Consider the following 20,174-nt stretch of genomic DNA (forward strand, 5'->3'; position numbering starts at 1 on the left):
CCTCCGGCGGCCCTGTCGCGCCGGGTCCGGGGCCCGGGCCTGGGAAGATCCGACGCTATGCGACTAGTAGTACAAAATGACAAATCTCGGGCACGGCTTCGGACGGTCGCCCGTCGCTGCGGGGTGGCCGCGCTGGCCTGTGCCGCCCTCGCCTCCGGCTGCGCCGCCCCCGGCGCCCCCGCCCCTGCCCCCGGCCGTGAACCCGGGCGTGCCGGCCCCGCCCAGGCCCTGGACCCCCAGGCCCGCCGCGCCGCCGAACACGCCCGACTGGTTGCCGCCGCCCAGCACTGGAGGCTGGACCGGGTGCCGCTGACGCCCCCGGCCCCGCCGGCCGGAAAGCCGGAGATCACCCCCCGCGACGGCTTCGAGGTGGACGGCCAGGAGGAGGAGAACCTGCCTCCCGTCTTCACCACCGTCCCCACCAGGAAGAAGGTCGTCTTCCTCACCATCGACGACGGCGCCGAGAAGGACCCGGCCTTCCTGCGCATGATGAGCGACCTGAAGATCCCCTACACGGCCTTCCTCAGCAACTACCTGGTCAAGGACGACTACGGCTACTTCCGCAGGATGCAGTCCGAGGGCCACACCCTCAACAACCACACCCTCACCCACCCGTACCTGCCCGGCCTGTCCTACGAGGAGCAGAAGGACGAGATCTGCGGCATGCAGACCGTCATGAAGAAACAGTTCGGCAAGGCGCCCACCGTCTTCCGCCCGCCCTACGGCAACTACAACGGCGACACCCTGCGTGCCGCCAAGGTCTGCGGGATCAAGTACGCGCCGATCTGGGACGAGGAGGTCTTCGTCGACCACTGGGAGTACCGCGACTGGGACCGCAGCCTGCACCCCGGCGACATCGTGCTCACCCACTTCCGCGGCCGCGACGACTGGGACGGCACGATGGTCGACGACATGCGCCGATTCCTGAACAAGGTCACCCGCGAGGGCTACGCCGTGGCCCGCCTGGAGGACTACCTGTGAGGCGCGGGGGGCGGGCGGGGGGCACCCCGGGCCGCCTGCGGCGCGTTCCGGCGCGCCTGGGGTCCGGGTGGGCACGCGGGTGGGGTGGCTCGGTCTGGGTGGGGGGTGGTTTGGGGGGTTTGCGGGGTGCTTCGGGCGGTGCGTTGGGCGGTTCGGCGCGGGTGGGCGGCGGTTCGGGTTCCGGAAGTACCCGGGGCCGTTCGGGAGGTGTGCGAGGCGCTGTGGGCACTGCGCGGGGCCGTGCGGTAGGTGTGCGGGGCCGTTGGGGAGGTGTGCGGGGTGCGTCGGGCGGTTCGGGAGGTGTGTGGGGCGGTTCCGGGGGTGCCCGGGTTCGTTCGGGAAGTGCGCGAGGCGCAACGGGGTCTGTGTTGGGCCATTCGGGAACCGTGTGGGGCCGTTCGGGAGGTGCCCGGGTCGGGGTGGCAGCGCGGGTCGGGTTGGCCGGTGTTCTTGTTCCGGCCCTCTTCCTCGTCGGCTGTGCTCAGTCCGTCGACCCCATCGAACGGCTGGGCAAGAAGGCGGCGCAGGGGGTACAGCCGTCGAGCCCGGCCGGAAGTGAGGCGTACCGCCGCTGGGGCCTGGCCGCCCCGCTCGCCGCCCCGCCCAGCCCCCCGGTCCGCCTCCTGACGGTCCACCGGGCAGGTCCCGCCCGCCCCCGGGTCGTGGACCACGTCAGGACCACCGACAAGGTCGTCTTCCTCACCTACGACGACGGTGCCGAACGCGACCCGCGATTCGTCGACATGGTCCGCGAACTCCGGCTGCCGGTCAGCTTCTTCCTCACCGACAGCGTCGTGGGACCCGGGTACGGCCACTTCGCCCGTCTGCGCGCGGTCGGCGCCGGCATCGAGAACCACACCCTCGACCACCCGGCGATGCCCGGACTGCCGTACGCCGGCCAGCGCGCCGAGATCTGCGGCCAGCAGGAGAAGCTCAAGTCCCGCTTCGGTATCCGCCCCCGCCTCTTCCGCCCGCCCTACGGCACGTACGACACCACCACCCTGCGCGCGGCCGCCGACTGCGGTATCTCCACGCTCGTCCTGTGGCGCGCCGCCATGACCCCCGACGGCATCACCTACGCGCGAGGCACCAGACACCTGAGCCCGGGCGACATCGTCCTCGTCGGCCCCGACGAGGCCACGGGCCCCACCCTCAAGGAACGCACGAGGCGCCTGCTGCGCCGGGTCCAGGCGAGGGGACTGACGGTGGGCCGCCTCGAGGACTACCTGTAACGGCGTCCTCAGCAGGGTCCGGGGGCGGCAGCCCCCAGGACGGCGGGGCCGACACCGGCCACGATTTCGGCCGACGCGCCGTACGGCATTGGCACTCCGCTTGACCGAGTGCTAACCCCGGTCATAGTCTCGGCTCTGGCACTCCCCACTGGAGAGTGCCAACAAAGCGACGGGCAGATCCGGCACCCGCGACGACGGATCGACCTGGTCGCCACCTCAGACAGTTAACCCCGTGAGATCTCCGAAGGGGGAGGTCGGATCGTGACGACCACCAGCTCCAAGGTTGCCATCAAGCCGCTCGAGGACCGCATCGTGGTCCAGCCGCTCGACGCCGAGCAGACCACCGCCTCTGGCCTGGTCATCCCGGACACCGCGAAGGAGAAGCCCCAGGAGGGCGCCGTCCTCGCCGTGGGCCCGGGCCGCTTCGAGAACGGCGAGCGTCTGCCGCTCGACGTCAAGGTCGGCGACGTTGTCCTGTACAGCAAGTACGGCGGCACCGAGGTGAAGTACAACGGTGACGAGTACCTCGTCCTCTCGGCTCGCGACGTGCTCGCGATCATCGAGAAGTAATCACCTCAAGCATTCCGCTTGACGCTGCGCCCCTGGCCCCCGCGACCACCTGAGAAGCCGGGCGCCGGGGCGCAGTTCTTTTTTCACCCACAGATTTCGAGAGGGCTCCCGCTGTCATGGCGAAGATCCTGAAGTTCGACGAGGACGCCCGTCGCGCCCTCGAGCGCGGCGTCAACAAGCTGGCCGACACGGTGAAGGTGACGATCGGCCCCAAGGGCCGCAACGTCGTCATCGACAAGAAGTTCGGCGCCCCCACCATCACCAACGACGGTGTCACGATCGCCCGCGAGGTCGAGATCGAGGACCCGTACGAGAACCTCGGCGCCCAGCTGGTGAAGGAGGTGGCGACCAAGACCAACGACATCGCTGGTGACGGCACCACCACCGCCACCGTGCTGGCCCAGGCGCTGGTGCGCGAGGGCCTGAAGAACGTCGCCGCCGGCGCCTCCCCGGCCGCCCTGAAGAAGGGCATCGACGCCGCGGTCAAGGCCGTCTCCGACGAGCTGCTCGCCTCGGCCCGCCCGATCGACGAGAAGTCCGACATCGCCGCCGTCGCCGCGCTGTCCGCCCAGGACCAGCAGGTCGGCGAGCTGATCGCCGAGGCCATGGACAAGGTCGGCAAGGACGGTGTCATCACCGTCGAGGAGTCCAACACCTTCGGTCTGGAGCTGGACTTCACCGAGGGCATGGCCTTCGACAAGGGCTACCTGTCGCCGTACTTCGTGACGGACCAGGAGCGCATGGAAGCTGTCCTCGAGGACCCGTACATCCTCATCAACCAGGGCAAGATCTCCTCCATCCAGGACCTGCTGCCGCTGCTGGAGAAGGTCATCCAGTCGGGTGCCTCCAGGCCGCTGCTGATCATCGCCGAGGACCTCGAGGGCGAGGCCCTGTCGACCCTGGTCGTCAACAAGATCCGCGGCACCTTCAACGCGGTCGCGGTCAAGGCCCCCGGCTTCGGTGACCGCCGCAAGGCGATGCTGGAGGACATGGCGGTCCTCACCGGCGCCACGGTCATCTCCGAGGAGGTCGGCCTCAAGCTCGACCAGGCCGGCCTGGACGTGCTGGGCTCCGCCCGTCGCGTGACGGTCACCAAGGACGACACGACCATCGTCGACGGCGCCGGCGACACCTCGGCCGTCCACGGCCGCGTCGCCCAGATCAAGGCCGAGATCGAGAACACCGACTCCGACTGGGACCGCGAGAAGCTCCAGGAGCGCCTCGCGAAGCTGGCCGGCGGCGTGTGCGTGATCAAGGTCGGCGCCGCCACCGAGGTGGAGCTGAAGGAGAAGAAGCACCGTCTGGAGGACGCCATCTCCGCGACCCGCGCCGCGGTCGAGGAAGGCATCGTCTCCGGTGGTGGCTCCGCCCTGGTCCACGCCGTCAAGGTCCTCGAGGGCAACCTCGGCAAGACCGGCGACGAGGCCACGGGTGTCTCGGTCGTCCGCCGCGCCGCCGTCGAGCCGCTGCGCTGGATCGCCGAGAACGCCGGCCTCGAGGGCTACGTCATCGTCTCCAAGGTGGCCGAGCTGGAGAAGGGCAACGGCTACAACGCCGCCACCGGCGAGTACGGCGACCTGGTCAAGGCCGGCGTCATCGACCCGGTGAAGGTCACCCGCTCCGCCCTGGAGAACGCCGCCTCCATCGCCTCCCTGCTGCTCACGACCGAGACCCTGGTCGTCGAGAAGAAGGAAGAGGAGCCGGCCGAGGCGGGTCACGGCCACGGTCACGGCCACTCCCACTGACCCACGTCAGCCCGCTGACCCACGTCAGCACTGAGGCCCGGCACCCCCTGGGGGGTGCCGGGCCTTCGCTGTGTGCCCTACTTCTCCAGCTCGTCCAGCGCCCCCAACTGCCCCAGCAGCCCGAGCCGGTCGTACTGCCACCAGCCCTCGCGGAGCTTGCCGTCGCCGTCGAAGCGGAAGACGGTCGTCCCCGTCATCGACACCTGGCGGCCGGTGTTGGGCAGGCCCATGAACTCGCCGGTCTGGATGCCGTTCCAGGTCCACCGGGTGCAGACCCGGTCTCCCTGGGTGAGCTGGTCGTCGATCATGAACGTGAAGTCGAAGGCGCTGCGCCACATCTCGATCTCACGCCGCATGTTGTCCAGCCCGAGGGTGTCCTGCTCGTTGGCCGGGTCGTGGTCGTGGTAGTTCTCCGCGATCAGGTCGTTCAGCGGCGGCAACGGCCCCTGCACCGCGACCGTGTCGAAGAACCGGCGGGCCGCGGCCGCCTGCAACGGCTCGTCGCGCACCACGTCCAGGTCCGTGAACGTCGGCATCTCGTCGCACAGAGCGACCATCTCCCGGAAGATCCTGTCGGTCTCCGGCAGGTTCGAGTTCCGCATCGCCTCCTCGTACGACGGGAACTCCACGATCTCGATGACGTGCGTCGCGTCCGAGCGGTCCTTGCCGACCACCGCGTGCGTCGCCGTCCGCTTCCCCTTGGTCTTCTCGACCCACTGGTCCATCAGCCGGTTCATGTCGTCGAGCCGGCTGGTCTTGCAGTCGATGAGCTGTACGAACGTCATGGCGCCGCCTCCCGGCCCCCTGGGTCCGGATCCGTCACGCCCATTTTCCCACCGGAACGCGGGCGCCACCCGTCCTACTGGGGCCCGTATTTGCGGCCCGTCCTGGAGCTGATGCCGCCCATCAGCCCGCGCGGGGTGACCTTCACCAGCCCCATCAGCGCCTTGTACCGGGGGTCCGGGATGGACAGTGTCTTGCCGCGCGCGAGGTCGGCCAGGGCCGCCGCGACCAGCTTGTCCGCGTCCAGCCACATCCAGCCGGGGATGTTGTCCGTGCCCATCCCGGCCCGCTCGTGGAACTCGGTGCGCACGAAGCCCGGGCACAGCGCCATCAGCCGCACCCCGCTGCCGGCCAGGTCCTTGGCCGCGCCCTGGGTGAACTGCACGACCCAGGCCTTCGAGGCGCCGTATGTGCCCCGGGGCACGAAGGCCGCCACCGACGCCACGTTCACCACCCCGCCGCGCCCGCGCTCGCGCATCGCCTCGGCCGCCGCCGACGTCAGCCGAAGCACCGCCTCGCAGTGCACCTTGAGCATCCTCAGCTCGTCGGCCATGGACACATCGAGATAGCGGCCCTTGTTGCCGAAACCGGCGTTGTTGATCAGCAGGTCGACCGGGTTCTTCCGGTCCCCGAGCCGCTCGGCCACCACCTCGATGCCCTTGTCCTCGGCCAGGTCGGCGGAGAGCACCTCCGCCTCGATGCCGTGCCGGTCGTGCAGCTCGGTCGCCTGCTCGCGCAGCCGTTTGGTGTCCCGCGCCACGAGGACGAGGTCATGCCCGTCAGCCGCCAGCCGCCGCGCGAACGCGGCACCGATTCCCGCGGTCGATCCCGTAATCAGAGCCGTTGTCATGGCCCAAGGGTAGTGACCCGGACCGACAGCGTCCGCTGTCCGGTGACGGCTCCTCAGCGGGCCTGTCCGGCGACGTACTTGCGGGCGGCGGCCAGCGCCTCGCTGTGCAGCGCCTCGCCCGCCGCGAGCAGCTGCGGCAGCAGCTCCCGCTCGGTGGTGACCGCGCGGAACTGCATCGCCGCCGTCACCTCGTGGTCCGGACGGTGCACGATCTCGATCGGATCGCCCGCCCGTATCTCACCCGGTTCGATCACCCGCAGGTAGGCGCCGGTCGCGCCCTTCCGGGTGAATCTCTTCACCCATCCCCGCTCGCCCAGATGGCCCTGGAACGTACGGCACGGAATCCGCCCCGAGGTCACCTCCAGAACCACCACGGACCCGATCCGCCAGCGCTCGCCGATCAGCGCCCCGGACACGTCGAGCCCCTCCGTCGTGAGGTTCTCGCCGAAGCAACCATTGGCCAACGATCGGCCCAGCTCCCGCTCCCAGTCGTCGAGATCCTCGCGCGCGAAGGCGTACACCGCCTGCTCGTCGCCCCCGTGGTGGCGCAGCTCGCACACCGTGTCCCCGGCGACCCCGCTCGCGCCGACCCCCTTGGGGCCGGGAGCCGCCACCCGCACCGGGCCCTCGACCGGCCGCTTGTCGATGGCCGTGACACCCTCCGCCTGGTCCGTGTACGGCACCGGCTGCGGACGGCCTACGTTGACCGAGAGAAGCTTCATGCCGGCACGGTACGGGAGCGCGTCCCAAAGTGTCGACGCGATATCGGGCGCCGCACCCAAGCCCAGCTTATGATCAGGGGGTGATCGAGGCCCGTCATCTCCGTGTCCTGCGCGCTGTCGCCACCACCGGTTCTTTCTCGGCGGCGGGGCGCGAACTGGGCTGCACCCAGCCCGCCGTCAGCCAGCAGATGAAGGCCCTGGAAGCCTCGGTCGGCACCCCGCTGCTGGTCCGCAGCGGCCGCGAGATGCGCCTGACCCAGGCCGGCGAGGCCCTCGTCCGGCACGCCTCCGGGATCCTCGCGGGGCTCACCGCGGCCGAGGAGGAGGTCGCCGCCATCGCGGGCCTCAGGGCCGGCCGGGTCCGGCTGGTCTCCTTCCCCAGCGGCAGCTCGACCCTGGTCCCGACCGCCCTGGCCGCCCTGCGCGCCGCCCACCCCGGCACCCGGGTCTCCCTGGAGGAGGCCGAGCCCCCGAAGTCCGTCGAGCTGCTGCGCGAGGGCGACTGCGACCTCGCGCTGGCCTTCCGCTACGAGGGCGCGGCGGCCGCCGAGGAGTGGGACGACCTCGTCGTACGGCCCCTGCTGATGGACCGCCTGGTCGCCCTGGTGCCCGAACGGCACCGGCTCGCACGCACCGGGTCCTCGGGGTCCGTCGCCATCGGGGAACTGGCCCAGGAGCCCTGGATCGCGGGCTGTCCGCGCTGCCGCGGCCAATTGGTGGAGGTGTGCGAGAGCGCCGGCTTCACACCCCGCATCGACTTCGCCACCGACGACTATCCGGCGGTGGTCGGCCTGGTGGGCGCGGGCCTCGGCGTGGCCGTACTGCCGCAGCTCGCGGTGGAGTCGGTCCGGCCCAGGGGAGTGCGCACGGTGGCGCTGGAGCCGCTCGTGCGGCGGCAGATCGTCGCCCTCACCCTGCCCGACCTGGCGCAGGTGCCGGCCGTCGCGGCGACGCTGGAGCAACTGGCCCGGGCGGCCGGGCGCGCACAAGGCCCGTCGACAGGAGTCCGCGTGTAGCGGCCGCCGACAGGGGTCGGGGCACGCGCGTGCGTGCCCGAAGGGAGTAGTTGCAGAAACGTTCCTTCAGGCGTTTGGGGCGGTGCCCCCGCTGGTGGTCGATGCCGACACCAGGCGGTTGCGTGCCCGTCCCATCAACTCTTCGCGCTCGTCCTCGGTCAGGCCGCCCCAGACTCCGTACGGCTCGCGCACCGCCAGCGCGTGCGCCGCGCACTCCGCACGGACCGGGCACCTCATGCAGACCTCCTTGGCCGAGTTCTCGCGAGCGCTCCGAGCCGCCCCGCGCTCGCCCTCGGGGTGGAAGAAGAGCGAGCTGTCGACCCCGCGGCAGGCAGCCAGCAGCTGCCAGTCCCACAGGTCAGCGTTCGGTCCGGGAAGGCGGGAGAAATCTGCCATTACGTGACCCCTTGTAGCCGTTCTGGGCGGATACGGTGCCAACGACCGTACATCTCCGGTCTAAGGAGATGAAAATATGACTCATTGCGAATCTAGCTCCAGACACTGGGAAACGGGAGCAAAAACGGCTAAATGGGTCATAGGTTGTGATGAAAAGTTGAGGGTCCGTCGGGCATGTCTGCACCGTGTCGGCGCCCTCACATAGAGTGCCGAAGACGGCACGCGGCCCCGTAACTCTTTCGAGTGACCGTCGTTGAGAGTGCGGAGGCGGTTGAAAGCACAAGCGCTCGGGCAGGCGTCCGAGACGGTCGACCGCACAGGTGACGATTCCGTACCAGCCTGGAGGCTCAAGGTGACGCGCATCAGCTGGGGAGGGCGGTCATGACATCCGTCCTCGTCTGCGACGACTCCCCGCTTGCCCGAGAGGCGCTCCGCCGCGCGGTCGCGACCGTGCCCGGCGTCGAGCGCGTGACGACGGCGGCCAACGGCGAGGAAGTCCTCCGCCGCTGGGGCGCCGACCGCTCCGACCTCATCCTGATGGACGTACGCATGCCCGGCCTGGGTGGCGTCGAGACCGTGCGCCGGCTGCTGTCCGCCGACCCGGGCGCGCGCATCATCATGCTCACCGTCGCCGAGGACCTCGACGGCGTGGCCCTCGCGGTCGCCGCCGGCGCCCGCGGCTACCTGCACAAGGACGCCTCGCGCGCGGAGCTGCGCGCCACCGTGACCCAGGCCCTCGCCGACCCGACCTGGCGCCTTGCCCCGCGCCGCCTCCGCTCGGCCGAGATGGGTGCTGCGCCCACCCTCACCGCGCGTGAGATCCAGGTGCTGGAGGGCATGAGCCACGGCCGCTCCAACGCCGAGATCGGCCGCGAGCTGTTCCTCTCCGAGGACACCGTCAAGACCCACGCCCGCCGCCTCTTCAAGAAGCTCGGCGCCTCGGACCGGGCCCACGCGGTGGCACTCGGTTTCCGCTGGGGACTGGTCCGGTAGGGGGTGGGCCGCGGCGGGGCTGCGGTCCGCCACCCCGTGATCCCCGCCTGCCGAGCGGCAGGCGGGGGTGGAGCTCGCGCGGGCGCCGTGGGGGGTGGGACCGTGCGCGGGGTCGGGCGTGCATATGGGGCCAGGACAGCCGGGCTCGGGCCCGCCGGTGTGCTGCCGGTGGGCGAGGTAGCGGGAAGGGGTGGATCCGTCCTGCCCGGAATCCCTCGCTACCCGCATGACCTGCTGATTTACGCTCCGTCCGTGGGGGCGGATCCAGCACTTTCCCCTCTGCGAATCTCGCGTGGCACGTCGGGGGGGCTGGCGCGGTATCGGGGTGCGGGGCGGTGGTGGCGGGGGTGTCCGCGGCGGGTGGGCAAGGCGGCCCGCCGGACGCCCGCTGCTCGTTTCGCCGCGGATGCCGCATCCTTGAGGTGTGGAGTCTCTCGGGGACGAGTCGGTCGAGCGGAAGGGGAGGGCGCAGGGGATGAGTGCCGGCGCACCTGCTCATAACGCTTCGGTGCACAACCATCAGCACGATGCGACGGACCGGACGGCCGCAAGGCACCATGGACCGATGCGCGACGACGATGCGGGCACGGCCCACGGGGCGATCGGTGCCCTCGTGCATCGTGCGGTCGACGGGGACGAGCAGGCCACGCACGATCTGCTCGCCCATGTTCACCCCCTGGCGCTGCGCTACTGCCGCACCCGGCTGTCCCGGCTGCCCGGCGACGCGCGCCACTTCGTCGAGGACCTCGCCCAGGAGGTCTGCGTGGCGGTGCTCCTCGCCCTGCCGCGCTACCGCGACACCGGCCGCCCCTTCGAGGCCTTCGTCTTCGCCATCGCCTCGCACAAGGTCGCCGACCTCCAGCGCGCCGCGATGCGTCACCCGGGCTCCACGGCCGTCCCCTCGGACGAGATGCCGGAACGCCCCGACGACTCCCTCGGCCCCGAGGAGCGCGCCCTGCTCAGCAGCGACGCCGAATGGGCCAAGAAGCTGCTGGCCAATCTCCCCGAGAACCAGCGCGAACTGCTCCTGCTGCGCATCGCCGTGGGCTTGACCGCGGAGGAGACGGGGCAGATGTTGGGAATGTCACCCGGCGCGGTCCGAGTGGCCCAACATCGTGCGCTGAGCCGCCTCAGGGCGCTTGCCGAACAGTAAGCGAGATTTTTCCCGCCGCTGCGGCGATCAGCCACGACGGCGCAAACCGCCGGTGCCGAACGCGCATCAGCCCGCTCGCGCACCGTCGTCCCTGCCTCTCGATGAACAAGTGTGCCGACGGTTCCGTACGAACATACGAAGCCTGAAGTCACCCCGCACCGTGGAATTTGCTAGCGATGCTTCCCGTTAGCATGGACATCCGCACCGATCAAGGCCATTTGGGGAAGGTGTCATGACTGCCAACGTCGACGGAGTGCCCGGTAAATTCGCGACACTCGGGCTGACCTACGACGACGTGCTGCTGCTGCCGGGCGCGTCGGACATGGCGCCCGACGAGATCGACACCGCCTCGTACGTCTCCAAGAACGTGCGGGTCAACATCCCGCTGCTGTCCGCCGCCATGGACAAGGTGACCGAGTCCCGCATGGCGATCGCGATGGCCCGGCAGGGCGGCGTCGGCGTCCTGCACCGCAACCTCTCCATCGAGGACCAGGCCAACCAGGTCGACCTGGTGAAGCGCTCCGAGTCCGGCATGGTCACCGACCCCATCACGATCCACCCGGACGCCACGCTCGCCGAGGCGGACGCGCTGTGCGCCAAGTTCCGCATCAGCGGCGTCCCGGTGACCGACGGCGACAAGAAGCTCCTCGGCATCGTCACCAACCGCGACATGGCCTTCGAGAGCGACCGCAGCCGCCGTGTGCACGAGGTCATGACCCCGATGCCGCTGGTCACCGCCAAGGTCGGCACCTCCGGCGCCGAGGCCATGGAGCTGCTGCGCAAGCACAAGATCGAGAAGCTGCCGCTGGTCGACGACGAGGGCGTCCTCAAGGGCCTGATCACGGTCAAGGACTTCGTCAAGGCGGAGAAGTACCCGAGCGCCGCCAAGGACGCCGAGGGCCGGCTGCTCGTCGGCGCGGCGGTCGGTGTGGCCGGTGACGCCTTCGAGCGTGCCCAGGCCCTGATCGAGGCCGGTGTCGACTTCATCGTCGTGGACACCGCGCACGGCCACTCCCGCCTGGTCGGCGACATGATCGCCAAGATCAAGTCGAACTCCTCCGGCGTCGACGTCATCGGCGGCAACGTCGCCACGCGCGACGGCGCCCAGGCCCTGGTCGACGCGGGTGCCGACGGCATCAAGGTCGGTGTCGGCCCCGGCTCCATCTGCACGACCCGCGTGGTCGCCGGTGTCGGCGTCCCGCAGGTCACCGCCATCTACGAGGCGGCGCTCGCCGCCAAGGACGCCGGTGTCCCGGTGATCGGCGACGGCGGTCTGCAGTACTCCGGCGACATCGCCAAGGCCCTGGTCGCGGGCGCCGACACGGTGATGCTCGGCTCGCTGCTCGCGGGCTGCGAGGAGTCCCCGGGCGAGCTGCTGTTCATCAACGGCAAGCAGTTCAAGTCGTACCGCGGCATGGGCTCCCTGGGCGCGATGCAGACCCGTGGCGACCGCAGGTCCTTCTCCAAGGACCGCTACTTCCAGGAGGGCGTCGCCTCCGACGAGCAGCTGATCCCCGAGGGCATCGAGGGCCAGGTGCCCTACCGCGGCCCGCTCTCCTCCGTCGTCCACCAGCTGGTCGGCGGCCTGCGCCAGTCGATGTTCTACGTCGGCGGCAGGACCGTTCCGGACCTTCAGACGAACGGCCGGTTCGTACGGATCACCTCGGCGGGCCTCAAGGAGAGCCACCCGCACGACATCCAGATGACGGTCGAGGCGCCGAACTACAGCAGGAACAAGTGACGCACACGCGCGCGTGAAGCCGTGAAAGGGGCGGTCCCGGAGCATCCGGGACCGCCCTTGTCGTCCCCAGGGAGGGCCGCTGTCGTACCCGTCGGCGATACTGGGAGACGCTGAAACGCAGAGGGAAAGGCCACAGACGTGACTGAGATCGAGATCGGGCGCGGCAAGCGCGGCCGCCGGGCGTATGCCTTCGACGACATCGCCGTCGTCCCCAGCCGCCGTACGCGGGACCCGAAGGAGGTCTCGATCGCCTGGCAGATCGACGCCTACCGCTTCGAGCTGCCGTTCCTGGCCGCCCCCATGGACTCGGTCGTCTCCCCGGCCACCGCGATCCGCATCGGTGAGCTGGGCGGCCTCGGCGTCCTGAACCTCGAAGGTCTGTGGACGCGGTACGAGGACCCGCAGCCGCTGCTGGACGAGATCGCCGAGCTGCCCGCCGAGCAGGCGACCCGCCGCCTCCAGGAGATCTATGCGGCTCCCATCAAGGAGGAGCTGATCGGCGCCCGCATCAAGGAGGTGCGCGACTCCGGCGTGGTCACGGCGGCCGCGCTCTCCCCGCAGCGCACCGCCCAGTTCTCCAAGGCGGTCGTGGACGCGGGCGTGGACATCTTCGTCATCCGCGGTACGACGGTCTCGGCGGAGCACGTCTCCCACTCGAGCGAGCCGCTGAACCTGAAGCAGTTCATCTACGAGCTGGACGTCCCGGTGATCGTCGGCGGCTGCGCCACCTACACCGCGGCCCTGCACCTGATGCGCACCGGCGCGGCCGGTGTCCTGGTGGGCTTCGGCGGCGGCGCCGCGCACACCACGCGCAACGTGCTCGGCATCCAGGTCCCGATGGCCACCGCGGTCGCCGACGTCGCCGCTGCCCGCCGTGACTACATGGACGAGTCCGGCGGCCGGTACGTGCACGTGATCGCGGACGGCGGTGTCGGCTGGTCCGGCGACCTCCCGAAGGCGATCGCCTGCGGCGCCGACGCGGTGATGATGGGCTCCCCGCTCGCCCGGGGCACGGACGCGCCCGGCAAGGGCCACCACTGGGGCATGGAGGCGGTCAACGAGGAGCTGCCCCGCGGCAAAAAGGTTGACCTGGGCACGGTCGGCACGGTCGAGGAGATCCTCACGGGTCCCTCGCACACGCCGGACGGCTCCATGAACTTCTTCGGCGCCCTGCGCCGCGCCATGGCCACGACCGGGTACAGCGAGCTGAAGGAGTTCCAGCGGGTCGAGGTCACGGTCGCGGACTCGCAGCACCGGCGGTAGTCCGTACGACGTGAGGGGGCCGGTCGCCTGGTGGGGTGACCGGCCCCTTTTGCATGTCCGAGTGGGCCCGTGGGGGCGCGTGGGGTGGTCTGGGGGCGCGCGGTTGCCTTCGGGGCGGATACGGGCCGGTGAGCAGGGCCGAGGGCGATAACGTCCGTGACGGCGCCCCAGGTTTCTGGAGCGCCCCCTTCCAAGGACATGGTTCCGGACCCCGGCTGCTCGGGGCCCGGCCCGATTTCCAACGGACCGCCTACCGGGTCAATGGGCGGCGTCGTGGAAGGGGGCGCCGATGGGTCGCCATCGCAGGCCCACCCGCTGGGATGGGATCCGTCTGTGGACGGTGAAGTGCCGGAGGAGGTGGATCTTGCGGCTGTTTGGATGGTGAGCGGCCGCCCCCACAGAGACTAGGGGCGGACACTCCGTGATCCATCCAGGAGCCTGCCGTAGCGACCAACTGCGGTGGGCTCCACCTTTTTGGCGGGATGGTGAGCGGCCGCCCCCCGAGAGACTAGGGGCGGACACTCCGTGATCCATCCAGGAGCCCGCTGCAGTGACCGCTGCGGTGGGCTCCACTTTGTTGGCGTGATGGGTGAGCGGCCGCCCACACAAAGCCTAGGGGCGGACACCCGTAATCCATCAGGAGCCTGCCGTAGCGACCAACTGTGGTGGGCTCCACCTTTTTGGCGGGATGGTGAGCGGCCGCCCCCACGGAAACTAGGGGCGGACACTCCGTGATCCATCCAGGAGCCTCCCGCAGTACCCACTGCGGTCGACCCCACCTGTTTCCGTAAGGTACCCGCGCCACGCCCCGCGTGCCACCAGCCCCGGGGCTCGGCCCGCCCGCGCGCCCCCCGCTCACAACCGATGCGCCGCCCCCGTGGGCGTAGCACCCCGCGTGTCCAGCAGCAGTTGCGCCTTCACCGAAAGCCCCTGCAGGTCGTACGTCCGGTGCTGCTGGAGCAGGATCGTCAGGTCGGCGTCGGCAGCCGCCTCGTACAGGGAGTCCGCGCGCGGCAGCGGGCGGTCCAGGACGCTCCACGACGGCACGTACGGGTCGTGGTAGCTGACGGAGGCGCCCAGCTCCATCAGCCGGATGGCGATCTCCTGGGCGGGCGTGCTCTGCAGGTCGGCGAGGTCGGGCTTGTAGGTGACGCCGAGGAGCAGGATGCGGGCGGCGCGGGCGGACTTGCCGTGTTCGTTGAGGAGGGCGGCAGCGCGCTGGACGACGTAGCGGGGCATGCGGTGGTTGACCTGCTGGGCCAGTTCCACCAGGCGCAGTGTGCGGGTCGCATGGCCGGTCAGGTCCTGCGGGACGCCGTGCCCGCCGACCCCCGGGCCCGGCCGGAACGCCTGGAAGCCGTACGGCTTGGTCTCCGCGCAGCGGATCACGTCCCACAGGTCGACACCCAGCTCGTGGCAGAGGACGGCCATCTCGTTGACGAGCGCGATGTTGACGTGCCGGAAGTTGGTCTCCAGCAGCTGCACGGTCTCCGCTTCGCGCAGCCCACGCGTGCGTACCACCTTGTCGGTGATCCGCCCGTAGAAGGCTGCTGCCGACTCGGTGCAGGCGGGGGTGAGGCCCCCGATGACCTTGGGCGTGCCGGCCGGGGTGCGGTCGCGGTTGCCGGGGTCGATCCGGCTGGGCGAGTAGGCGAGGTGGAAGTCGCGGCCGGCGCGCAGCCCGGAGCCCTTCTCCAGCAGGGGGCGCAGGAACTCCTCCGTGGTTCCGGGGAGCACCGGAGACTCCAGGATGACCGTGGTGTGCGGGCGGAGCTGTTCGGCCAGGCTGCGGGCGGCCGCCTCCACCTGCCCGAGGTCGAGCGCGCCGTCGGCACCGCGCGGGGTCGGCACGCACAGCACCGCGGTGCGCACCCGGCCGAGCTGGGCCGGGTCGGTGCCCGGCCGGAAGCCCGCGGCGTGCATCCGGCGCAGCTCGGCCGGGCTGAGGGAGCTCGCCTCCAGGCCGATGGCGTACCCGATGGTCGGGATGCCTGCGGCGACGGCGGCCTGCGCGAGCGGCAGGCCGTAGGGACCGAGTCCGATGACGGCGAGGTCTGCGGGCATGGAGTTGGGCCGTCCTTCCCAGGAACCGAAGCGGGACCGATGCGCAACCGCTGTGCACAGGGTGAGAGAGCGCTCTGTCACACTAGGAGTAAATATGACCGTTATGCGGGATTGTGCTCGTGTGTCTTCCGGCGGTTGTGCGCGAGTTGTCCACAGGTTGGAAGCGCGTGGTGGCTGAAGTCGGGCAAGCCGGTCAGAATTTGGGCATGAGGAGGGGGTGAACCGGGCTTCGCCCGCCGGGTGCGGCCGACGCGATCGAGTTGTTCGAAGCGGGAGGCAGCGGTGAGGACAGCGACTCTGGGCCCGGCGCAGCGCGCCGAGGCGCTTGCGGCGATGGCGGAGCGCGAGCTGGACGTGCTGGTGGTCGGCGGCGGAGTGGTCGGCGCGGGCACGGTGCTGGACGCCGTCACCCGCGGCCTGTCCACCGGACTGGTCGAGGCCCGCGACTGGGCGTCCGGCACGTCCAGCAGATCCAGCAAGCTCATCCACGGCGGCCTGCGCTATCTGGAGATGCTCGACTTCGCGCTGGTCCGGGAGGCGCTGAAGGAGCGCGGTCTGCTCCTGGAGCGGCTCGCCCCGCACCTGGTCAAACCGGTGCCCTTCCTCTACCCGCTCCAGCACAAGGGCTGGGAGCGGATGTACGCGGGCTCGGGCGTGGCCCTGTACGACGCGATGTCCATGGCCCGCGGCCACGGCCGGGGCCTGCCCCTGCACCGCCACCTGACCCGCCGTCACGCCCTGCGCGTCGCCCCCTGCCTGAAGAGGGACGCACTGGTCGGTGCCCTGCAGTACTACGACGCCCAGATGGACGACGCCCGCTTCGTGGCCACCCTGGTGCGCACGGCGGTGTCGTACGGCGCGCAGGCCGCCAACCGCGCGCGCGTGACGGGGTTCCTGCGCGAGGGCGAGCGGGTCGTCGGTGCCCGGGTGCAGGACGTGGAGGGCGGCGGGGAGTACGAGATCCGCGCCCAGCAGATCGTCAACGCCACCGGTGTGTGGACCGACGACACGCAGGCGATGGTCGGGGAGCGCGGCCAGTTCCACGTCCGCGCCTCCAAGGGCATCCACCTCGTCGTGCCCAAGGACCGCATCCACTCCACCACCGGCCTGATCCTGCGCACCGAGAAGTCCGTCCTGTTCGTCATCCCCTGGGGTCGGCACTGGATCGTCGGCACGACCGACACCGACTGGGACCTCGACAAGGCCCACCCGGCCGCCTCCAGCGCCGACATCGACTACCTGCTGGAGCACGTCAACTCGGTGCTCGCCGTCCCGCTCAGCCGCGACGACGTGCAGGGCGTGTACGCGGGGCTGCGCCCGCTGCTGGCCGGCGAGTCCGACGCCACCAGCAAGCTGTCCCGCGAGCACACCGTGGCGCATCCGGCGCCGGGTCTCGTGGTCGTGGCGGGCGGCAAGTACACGACGTACCGGGTGATGGCGAAGGACGCCGTCGACGAGGCGGTGCACGGCCTCGACATGCGCGTCGCCGACTGCGTCACCGAGGACATCCCGCTGCTCGGCGCCGAGGGCTACCGGGCGATGTGGAACGCCCGGGCGCGGATCGCCGCCCGCACCGGACTGCACGTGGTCCGGGTTGAACACTTGCTCAATCGCTACGGTGCGATGGCCGAGGAGGTTCTGGACCTCATCGCCGCCGACCCGGCCCTGGGCGAGCCGTTGCAGGCAGCCGACGACTATCTGCGCGCCGAGGTGGTGTACGCCGCCTCGCACGAGGGCGCCCGGCACCTGGACGACGTACTCACCCGCCGCACCCGTATCTCCATCGAGACGTTCGACCGGGGCACCCGCAGCGCCCGCGAGGCGGCCGAGCTGATGGCGCCCGTCCTCGGCTGGGACAAGGATCAGATCGAGCGCGAGGTGGAGCACTATGAGAAGCGGGTCGAGGCCGAGCGTGAGTCGCAGCTCCAGCCGGACGACCAGACGGCGGACGCGGCGCGCCTGGGGGCACCGGACATCGTGCCGCTGTAGCCGCGCCGGCCGTTGTCCTGCTGCGCCTGTGCCGGACCTGGTGCAGCTGACGTCGTGCCATCCGACGAGCAGCCGATATCACCCGAATGGGTGTCCCTGACCGGGATCTCTGCTCGAACCTCGGCCGTTTTACCGGGTGCGAGGGCAGAACTCGGCGGCGAGCGGGGCGGGTTCGAGCCGGGAATCTGCCGTCGCGTCCGTGTTGGCATGGAAAGTGAGGAGGTGTCGGCCGTCGGCGGTGGCGGCGGTGCGCACGCCAGGAGCGCCGGTATGGACAGGACTGTCCGAAGCGTCGGCATCCGGGCTCCTTCCCCCGTCGGGGCCCGTCATCCCGGCAAGCGGAACGCTTGCTTCAGAGGGTCCTCCGGTGCGCGGAGCCCCTTGTGCGGCCAGGGGCACCCTGGGCGTCGGGCACTTGTCGGGTGAGGGACAATGGAGGCTCTGTCAGGGCGGGTTGCATGAGGGGACGCATGTCGGAGGCGGAGCGGGCGGGGACATCTCGTCAGGAGACTCGTCAGGACAAGGGCGAGCGTCGTCTCCTCGCCGGGCGGTACCGGCTGGGAGATGTGCTGGGCCGAGGCGGCATGGGCACGGTGTGGCGCGCCGAGGACGAGACCCTGGGCCGGACGGTCGCCGTCAAGGAGCTGCGGTTCCCGTCGAACATCGACGAGGAGGAGAAGCGACGCCTGATCACGCGCACCCTGCGCGAGGCCAAGGCGATCGCCCGGATCCGCAACAACAGCGCGGTGACGGTCTTCGACGTGGTCGACGAGGACGACCGGCCCTGGATCGTCATGGAGTTGGTCGAGGGCAAGTCCCTTGCCGAGGCCATCCGCGAGGACGGCCTGCTGGAGCCCAGGCGGGCGGCCGAGGTCGGGCTCGCCGTCCTCGACGTGCTGCGCTCCGCGCACCGCGAGGGCATCCTGCACCGGGACGTGAAGCCGTCCAACGTACTCATCGCCGAGGACGGCCGGGTCGTCCTCACCGACTTCGGCATCGCGCAGGTCGAGGGTGACCCGTCCATCACCTCCACCGGCATGCTCGTCGGCGCCCCCTCCTACATCTCCCCGGAGCGCGCCCGCGGGCACAAGCCCGGTCCCGCGGCCGACCTGTGGTCGCTGGGCGGTCTGCTGTACGCGGCGGTCGAGGGTGTGCCGCCGTACGACAAGGGTTCGGCGATCGCCACGCTGACCGCGGTGATGACCGAGTCCCTGGAGGAGCCCAAGAACGCGGGTCCGCTCAAAGACGTCATCTACGGCCTGCTCACCAAGGACCCGGCGCAGCGGCTCGACGACACCGGCGCCCGCGCCATGCTCGACGCGGTGATCCACGCGCCCGAGCCGGAGCCGATGGACGCCACGCGGGTGGTTCCGCTGCCGGTGCAGCCCGACGGGCCCGAGGGCACGCGGGGCGAGGAGCCCGGGGAGAAGCTGCGCGGCGCGCTGCGTTCGGTCCGCAAGGCGGCCGGGGCGGCCGGTGCGGCGGCCGCTGCGCGCGCGAAGAGCGGGAGCGGCACGACAGGTGCGGCCACCGGCGCCTCGGCCGGGACTTCTGCCGGGACGTCCGCGAGGCCCTCTGGTGGCGCCTCCGGCGGAGTCTCCGGTGGCGTGGCCGGGGCGGGTTCGGCGTCCTCCGGGGTCGGGGGCGCCGGAGCTGCGGGGAGGCCGTCCGGTCCGGCCCAGGGTTCCGCTGCCGTGCCGAACTCCAGCGCGAACAAGCCGAGTTCCGGCTGGCCCGTGATGCCGCCGCCGGACCTGGACCTGCCGAAACGGCCGGTACCGAGGGCGCCGCTCACCGACGTGGTGCCCAAGCGGACGCTGGTGATCATCGCGGTGGTGGTCGTCCTCGCGGTGATCGGCACCGTACTGGCCTTCGCGCTCGGCGGGGACGACGACAAGGGCAGCAAGAACGGCAGCGGTGCCAAGGCCGCGGCGAGCGCCGGCGCCTCCACCAAGAAGGACAAGGGCACGGGAGGCAAGGGGAGCACCGGCGGCAGCACGCAGACGGACGGCGACACCTCGGCGTTCGCCACGACCGGTTCCGCGGCGAACGGCGCGGCGAGCGCGAGTGCTTCCGGCAGCGACGGCTCCGGCTCGAAGAGCGGCGGGAGCGCCCCGGCGGAGTCGACCCGCAAGAGCGGGCAGGGGTACTCGATCGGGCTGCCCAAGGGGTGGAAGTACCAGTCGAGCGACGACGCCGGAGACCGCTACACCGGGCCCGACGGACAGAAGCTGCTCGTCGGCTGGACCAGCACGCCCAAGGACGACCCGGTGGCGGACTGGAAGTACCAGGAGCGCTACATGGTGCGCTCCCAGTACCAGAAGATCCGCATAGAACAGGTGGACTACCGCGGCTGGAACACGGCCGACTGGGAGTTCACCTACGCCAGCGGTGGCACCAAGTACCGTACGATCGACCGGGGGTTCGTCGTGAACGGCCATCTCGGTTACGGGCTGATGTACACCGCGAAGGCGGGCAACTGGGACAGCGGGCTGCGCAAGGACACGTGGAAGACGCTGACGACGTCCTTCGAGCCCAAGTCGTGATGTGAGCGAGCCCTGTTCGGGGCCGTGAGAATCCGTCATCCCCTCGGTGCGGGTTGCCTCCGGCACGTATCGTGAATGGTTGAGGACCGTACGCAGCCGGATGTGGATACGGAACGGGCCGTAAGGGAAC

General features: G+C 70.7%; 16 protein-coding genes and 1 pseudogene. 11 read left to right on the plus strand and 6 right to left on the minus strand.

From position 1 onward, the window contains the following. The first annotated feature begins 57 nt into the window (after positions 1 to 57). The 4 genes from AQI88_RS11025 to groL all read left to right on the plus strand — a co-directional run bounded on the left by AQI88_RS11025 (position 58) and on the right by groL (position 4,528). Positions 58 to 981 (plus strand): polysaccharide deacetylase family protein, encoded by a 924-nt coding sequence (locus tag AQI88_RS11025; protein ID WP_079057509.1) that lies wholly within the window; start codon positions 58 to 60, stop codon positions 979 to 981. A gap of 419 nt (positions 982 to 1,400) precedes the next feature. Further along, the gene (locus AQI88_RS11030) at positions 1,401 to 2,213 is read left to right on the plus strand and encodes a polysaccharide deacetylase family protein (RefSeq protein ID WP_066995793.1); all 813 of its coding nucleotides are present in this window, start codon (positions 1,401 to 1,403) and stop codon (positions 2,211 to 2,213) included. A 261-nt stretch (positions 2,214 to 2,474) separates the two neighbouring features. Then, a complete protein-coding gene (groES, locus tag AQI88_RS11035) occupies positions 2,475 to 2,783 on the plus strand; it encodes a co-chaperone GroES (RefSeq protein ID WP_066995800.1) in 309 nt (102 codons plus the stop codon). A 116-nt stretch (positions 2,784 to 2,899) separates the two neighbouring features. Next, positions 2,900 to 4,528 carry a chaperonin GroEL gene (gene groL, locus AQI88_RS11040; protein WP_066995803.1) on the plus strand — a complete coding sequence of 543 codons (1,629 nt, stop codon included), beginning with the start codon at positions 2,900 to 2,902 and terminating at the stop codon, positions 4,526 to 4,528. A gap of 77 nt (positions 4,529 to 4,605) precedes the next feature. Here groL and AQI88_RS11045 read toward each other — a convergent pair whose 3' ends face one another. The 3 genes from AQI88_RS11045 to AQI88_RS11055 all read right to left on the minus strand — a co-directional run bounded on the left by AQI88_RS11045 (position 4,606) and on the right by AQI88_RS11055 (position 6,883). Further along, on the minus strand, positions 4,606 to 5,313 hold the full coding sequence (locus AQI88_RS11045) for an ester cyclase (RefSeq protein ID WP_066995805.1): 708 nt from the start codon (positions 5,311 to 5,313) through the stop codon (positions 4,606 to 4,608). A gap of 74 nt (positions 5,314 to 5,387) precedes the next feature. Next, on the minus strand, positions 5,388 to 6,161 hold the full coding sequence (locus AQI88_RS11050) for an SDR family NAD(P)-dependent oxidoreductase (RefSeq protein ID WP_066995807.1): 774 nt from the start codon (positions 6,159 to 6,161) through the stop codon (positions 5,388 to 5,390). Positions 6,162 to 6,214: 53 nt separating this feature from the next. Next, positions 6,215 to 6,883 carry an MOSC domain-containing protein gene (locus tag AQI88_RS11055; RefSeq protein ID WP_066995809.1) on the minus strand — a complete coding sequence of 223 codons (669 nt, stop codon included), beginning with the start codon at positions 6,881 to 6,883 and terminating at the stop codon, positions 6,215 to 6,217. 80 nt (positions 6,884 to 6,963) lie between these two features. On the opposite strand from AQI88_RS11055, the gene AQI88_RS11060 reads away from it, so the two are divergent. Further along, a complete protein-coding gene (locus tag AQI88_RS11060; RefSeq protein WP_066995811.1) occupies positions 6,964 to 7,899 on the plus strand; it encodes a LysR family transcriptional regulator in 936 nt (311 codons plus the stop codon). A 66-nt stretch (positions 7,900 to 7,965) separates the two neighbouring features. Here the strand turns inward: AQI88_RS11060 and AQI88_RS11065 are convergent, their stop codons facing one another. Further along, complete coding sequence (locus tag AQI88_RS11065) at positions 7,966 to 8,295, minus strand: WhiB family transcriptional regulator (protein ID WP_066995813.1); 330 nt, start codon at positions 8,293 to 8,295, stop codon at positions 7,966 to 7,968. Between the two features lie 381 nt (positions 8,296 to 8,676). Here AQI88_RS11065 and AQI88_RS11070 point away from each other — a divergent pair, with 381 nt between their 5' ends. The 4 genes from AQI88_RS11070 to AQI88_RS11085 all read left to right on the plus strand — a co-directional run bounded on the left by AQI88_RS11070 (position 8,677) and on the right by AQI88_RS11085 (position 13,445). Continuing rightward, on the plus strand, positions 8,677 to 9,288 hold the full coding sequence (locus AQI88_RS11070; protein ID WP_003948568.1) for a response regulator transcription factor: 612 nt from the start codon (positions 8,677 to 8,679) through the stop codon (positions 9,286 to 9,288). 565 nt (positions 9,289 to 9,853) lie between these two features. After that, positions 9,854 to 10,441 (plus strand): sigma-70 family RNA polymerase sigma factor, encoded by a 588-nt coding sequence (locus tag AQI88_RS11075; protein ID WP_066995815.1) that lies wholly within the window; start codon positions 9,854 to 9,856, stop codon positions 10,439 to 10,441. 232 nt (positions 10,442 to 10,673) lie between these two features. After that, a complete protein-coding gene (gene guaB / locus AQI88_RS11080) occupies positions 10,674 to 12,182 on the plus strand; it encodes an IMP dehydrogenase (protein WP_066995817.1) in 1,509 nt (502 codons plus the stop codon). Between the two features lie 138 nt (positions 12,183 to 12,320). Further along, a complete protein-coding gene (locus tag AQI88_RS11085; protein WP_066995819.1) occupies positions 12,321 to 13,445 on the plus strand; it encodes a GuaB3 family IMP dehydrogenase-related protein in 1,125 nt (374 codons plus the stop codon). A gap of 855 nt (positions 13,446 to 14,300) precedes the next feature. On the opposite strand, the gene AQI88_RS11090 is transcribed toward AQI88_RS11085, so the two are convergent. Beyond that, positions 14,301 to 15,509 (minus strand): nucleotide sugar dehydrogenase, encoded by a 1,209-nt coding sequence (locus AQI88_RS11090; protein WP_066995821.1) that lies wholly within the window; start codon positions 15,507 to 15,509, stop codon positions 14,301 to 14,303. 282 nt (positions 15,510 to 15,791) lie between these two features. Between AQI88_RS11090 and AQI88_RS11095 the strand changes: the two genes are divergently transcribed. Next, a complete protein-coding gene (locus AQI88_RS11095; protein ID WP_079057511.1) occupies positions 15,792 to 17,498 on the plus strand; it encodes a glycerol-3-phosphate dehydrogenase/oxidase in 1,707 nt (568 codons plus the stop codon). A gap of 129 nt (positions 17,499 to 17,627) precedes the next feature. Here AQI88_RS11095 and AQI88_RS47600 read toward each other — a convergent pair. Then, positions 17,628 to 17,753 (minus strand): annotated as a pseudogene (locus AQI88_RS47600) (serine hydrolase); the annotation flags it as partial. Positions 17,754 to 17,968: 215 nt separating this feature from the next. Here AQI88_RS47600 and AQI88_RS11100 point away from each other — a divergent pair. Beyond that, positions 17,969 to 20,044: a serine/threonine-protein kinase gene (locus AQI88_RS11100; protein ID WP_107118524.1), complete on the plus strand. Its 2,076-nt coding sequence runs from the start codon at positions 17,969 to 17,971 to the stop codon at positions 20,042 to 20,044. The last annotated feature ends 130 nt before the right edge of the window (positions 20,045 to 20,174 follow it).

It is taken from the genome of Streptomyces cellostaticus (genome assembly GCF_001513965.1).
Taxonomy (GTDB): Bacteria; Actinomycetota; Actinomycetes; order Streptomycetales; family Streptomycetaceae; genus Streptomyces; species Streptomyces cellostaticus.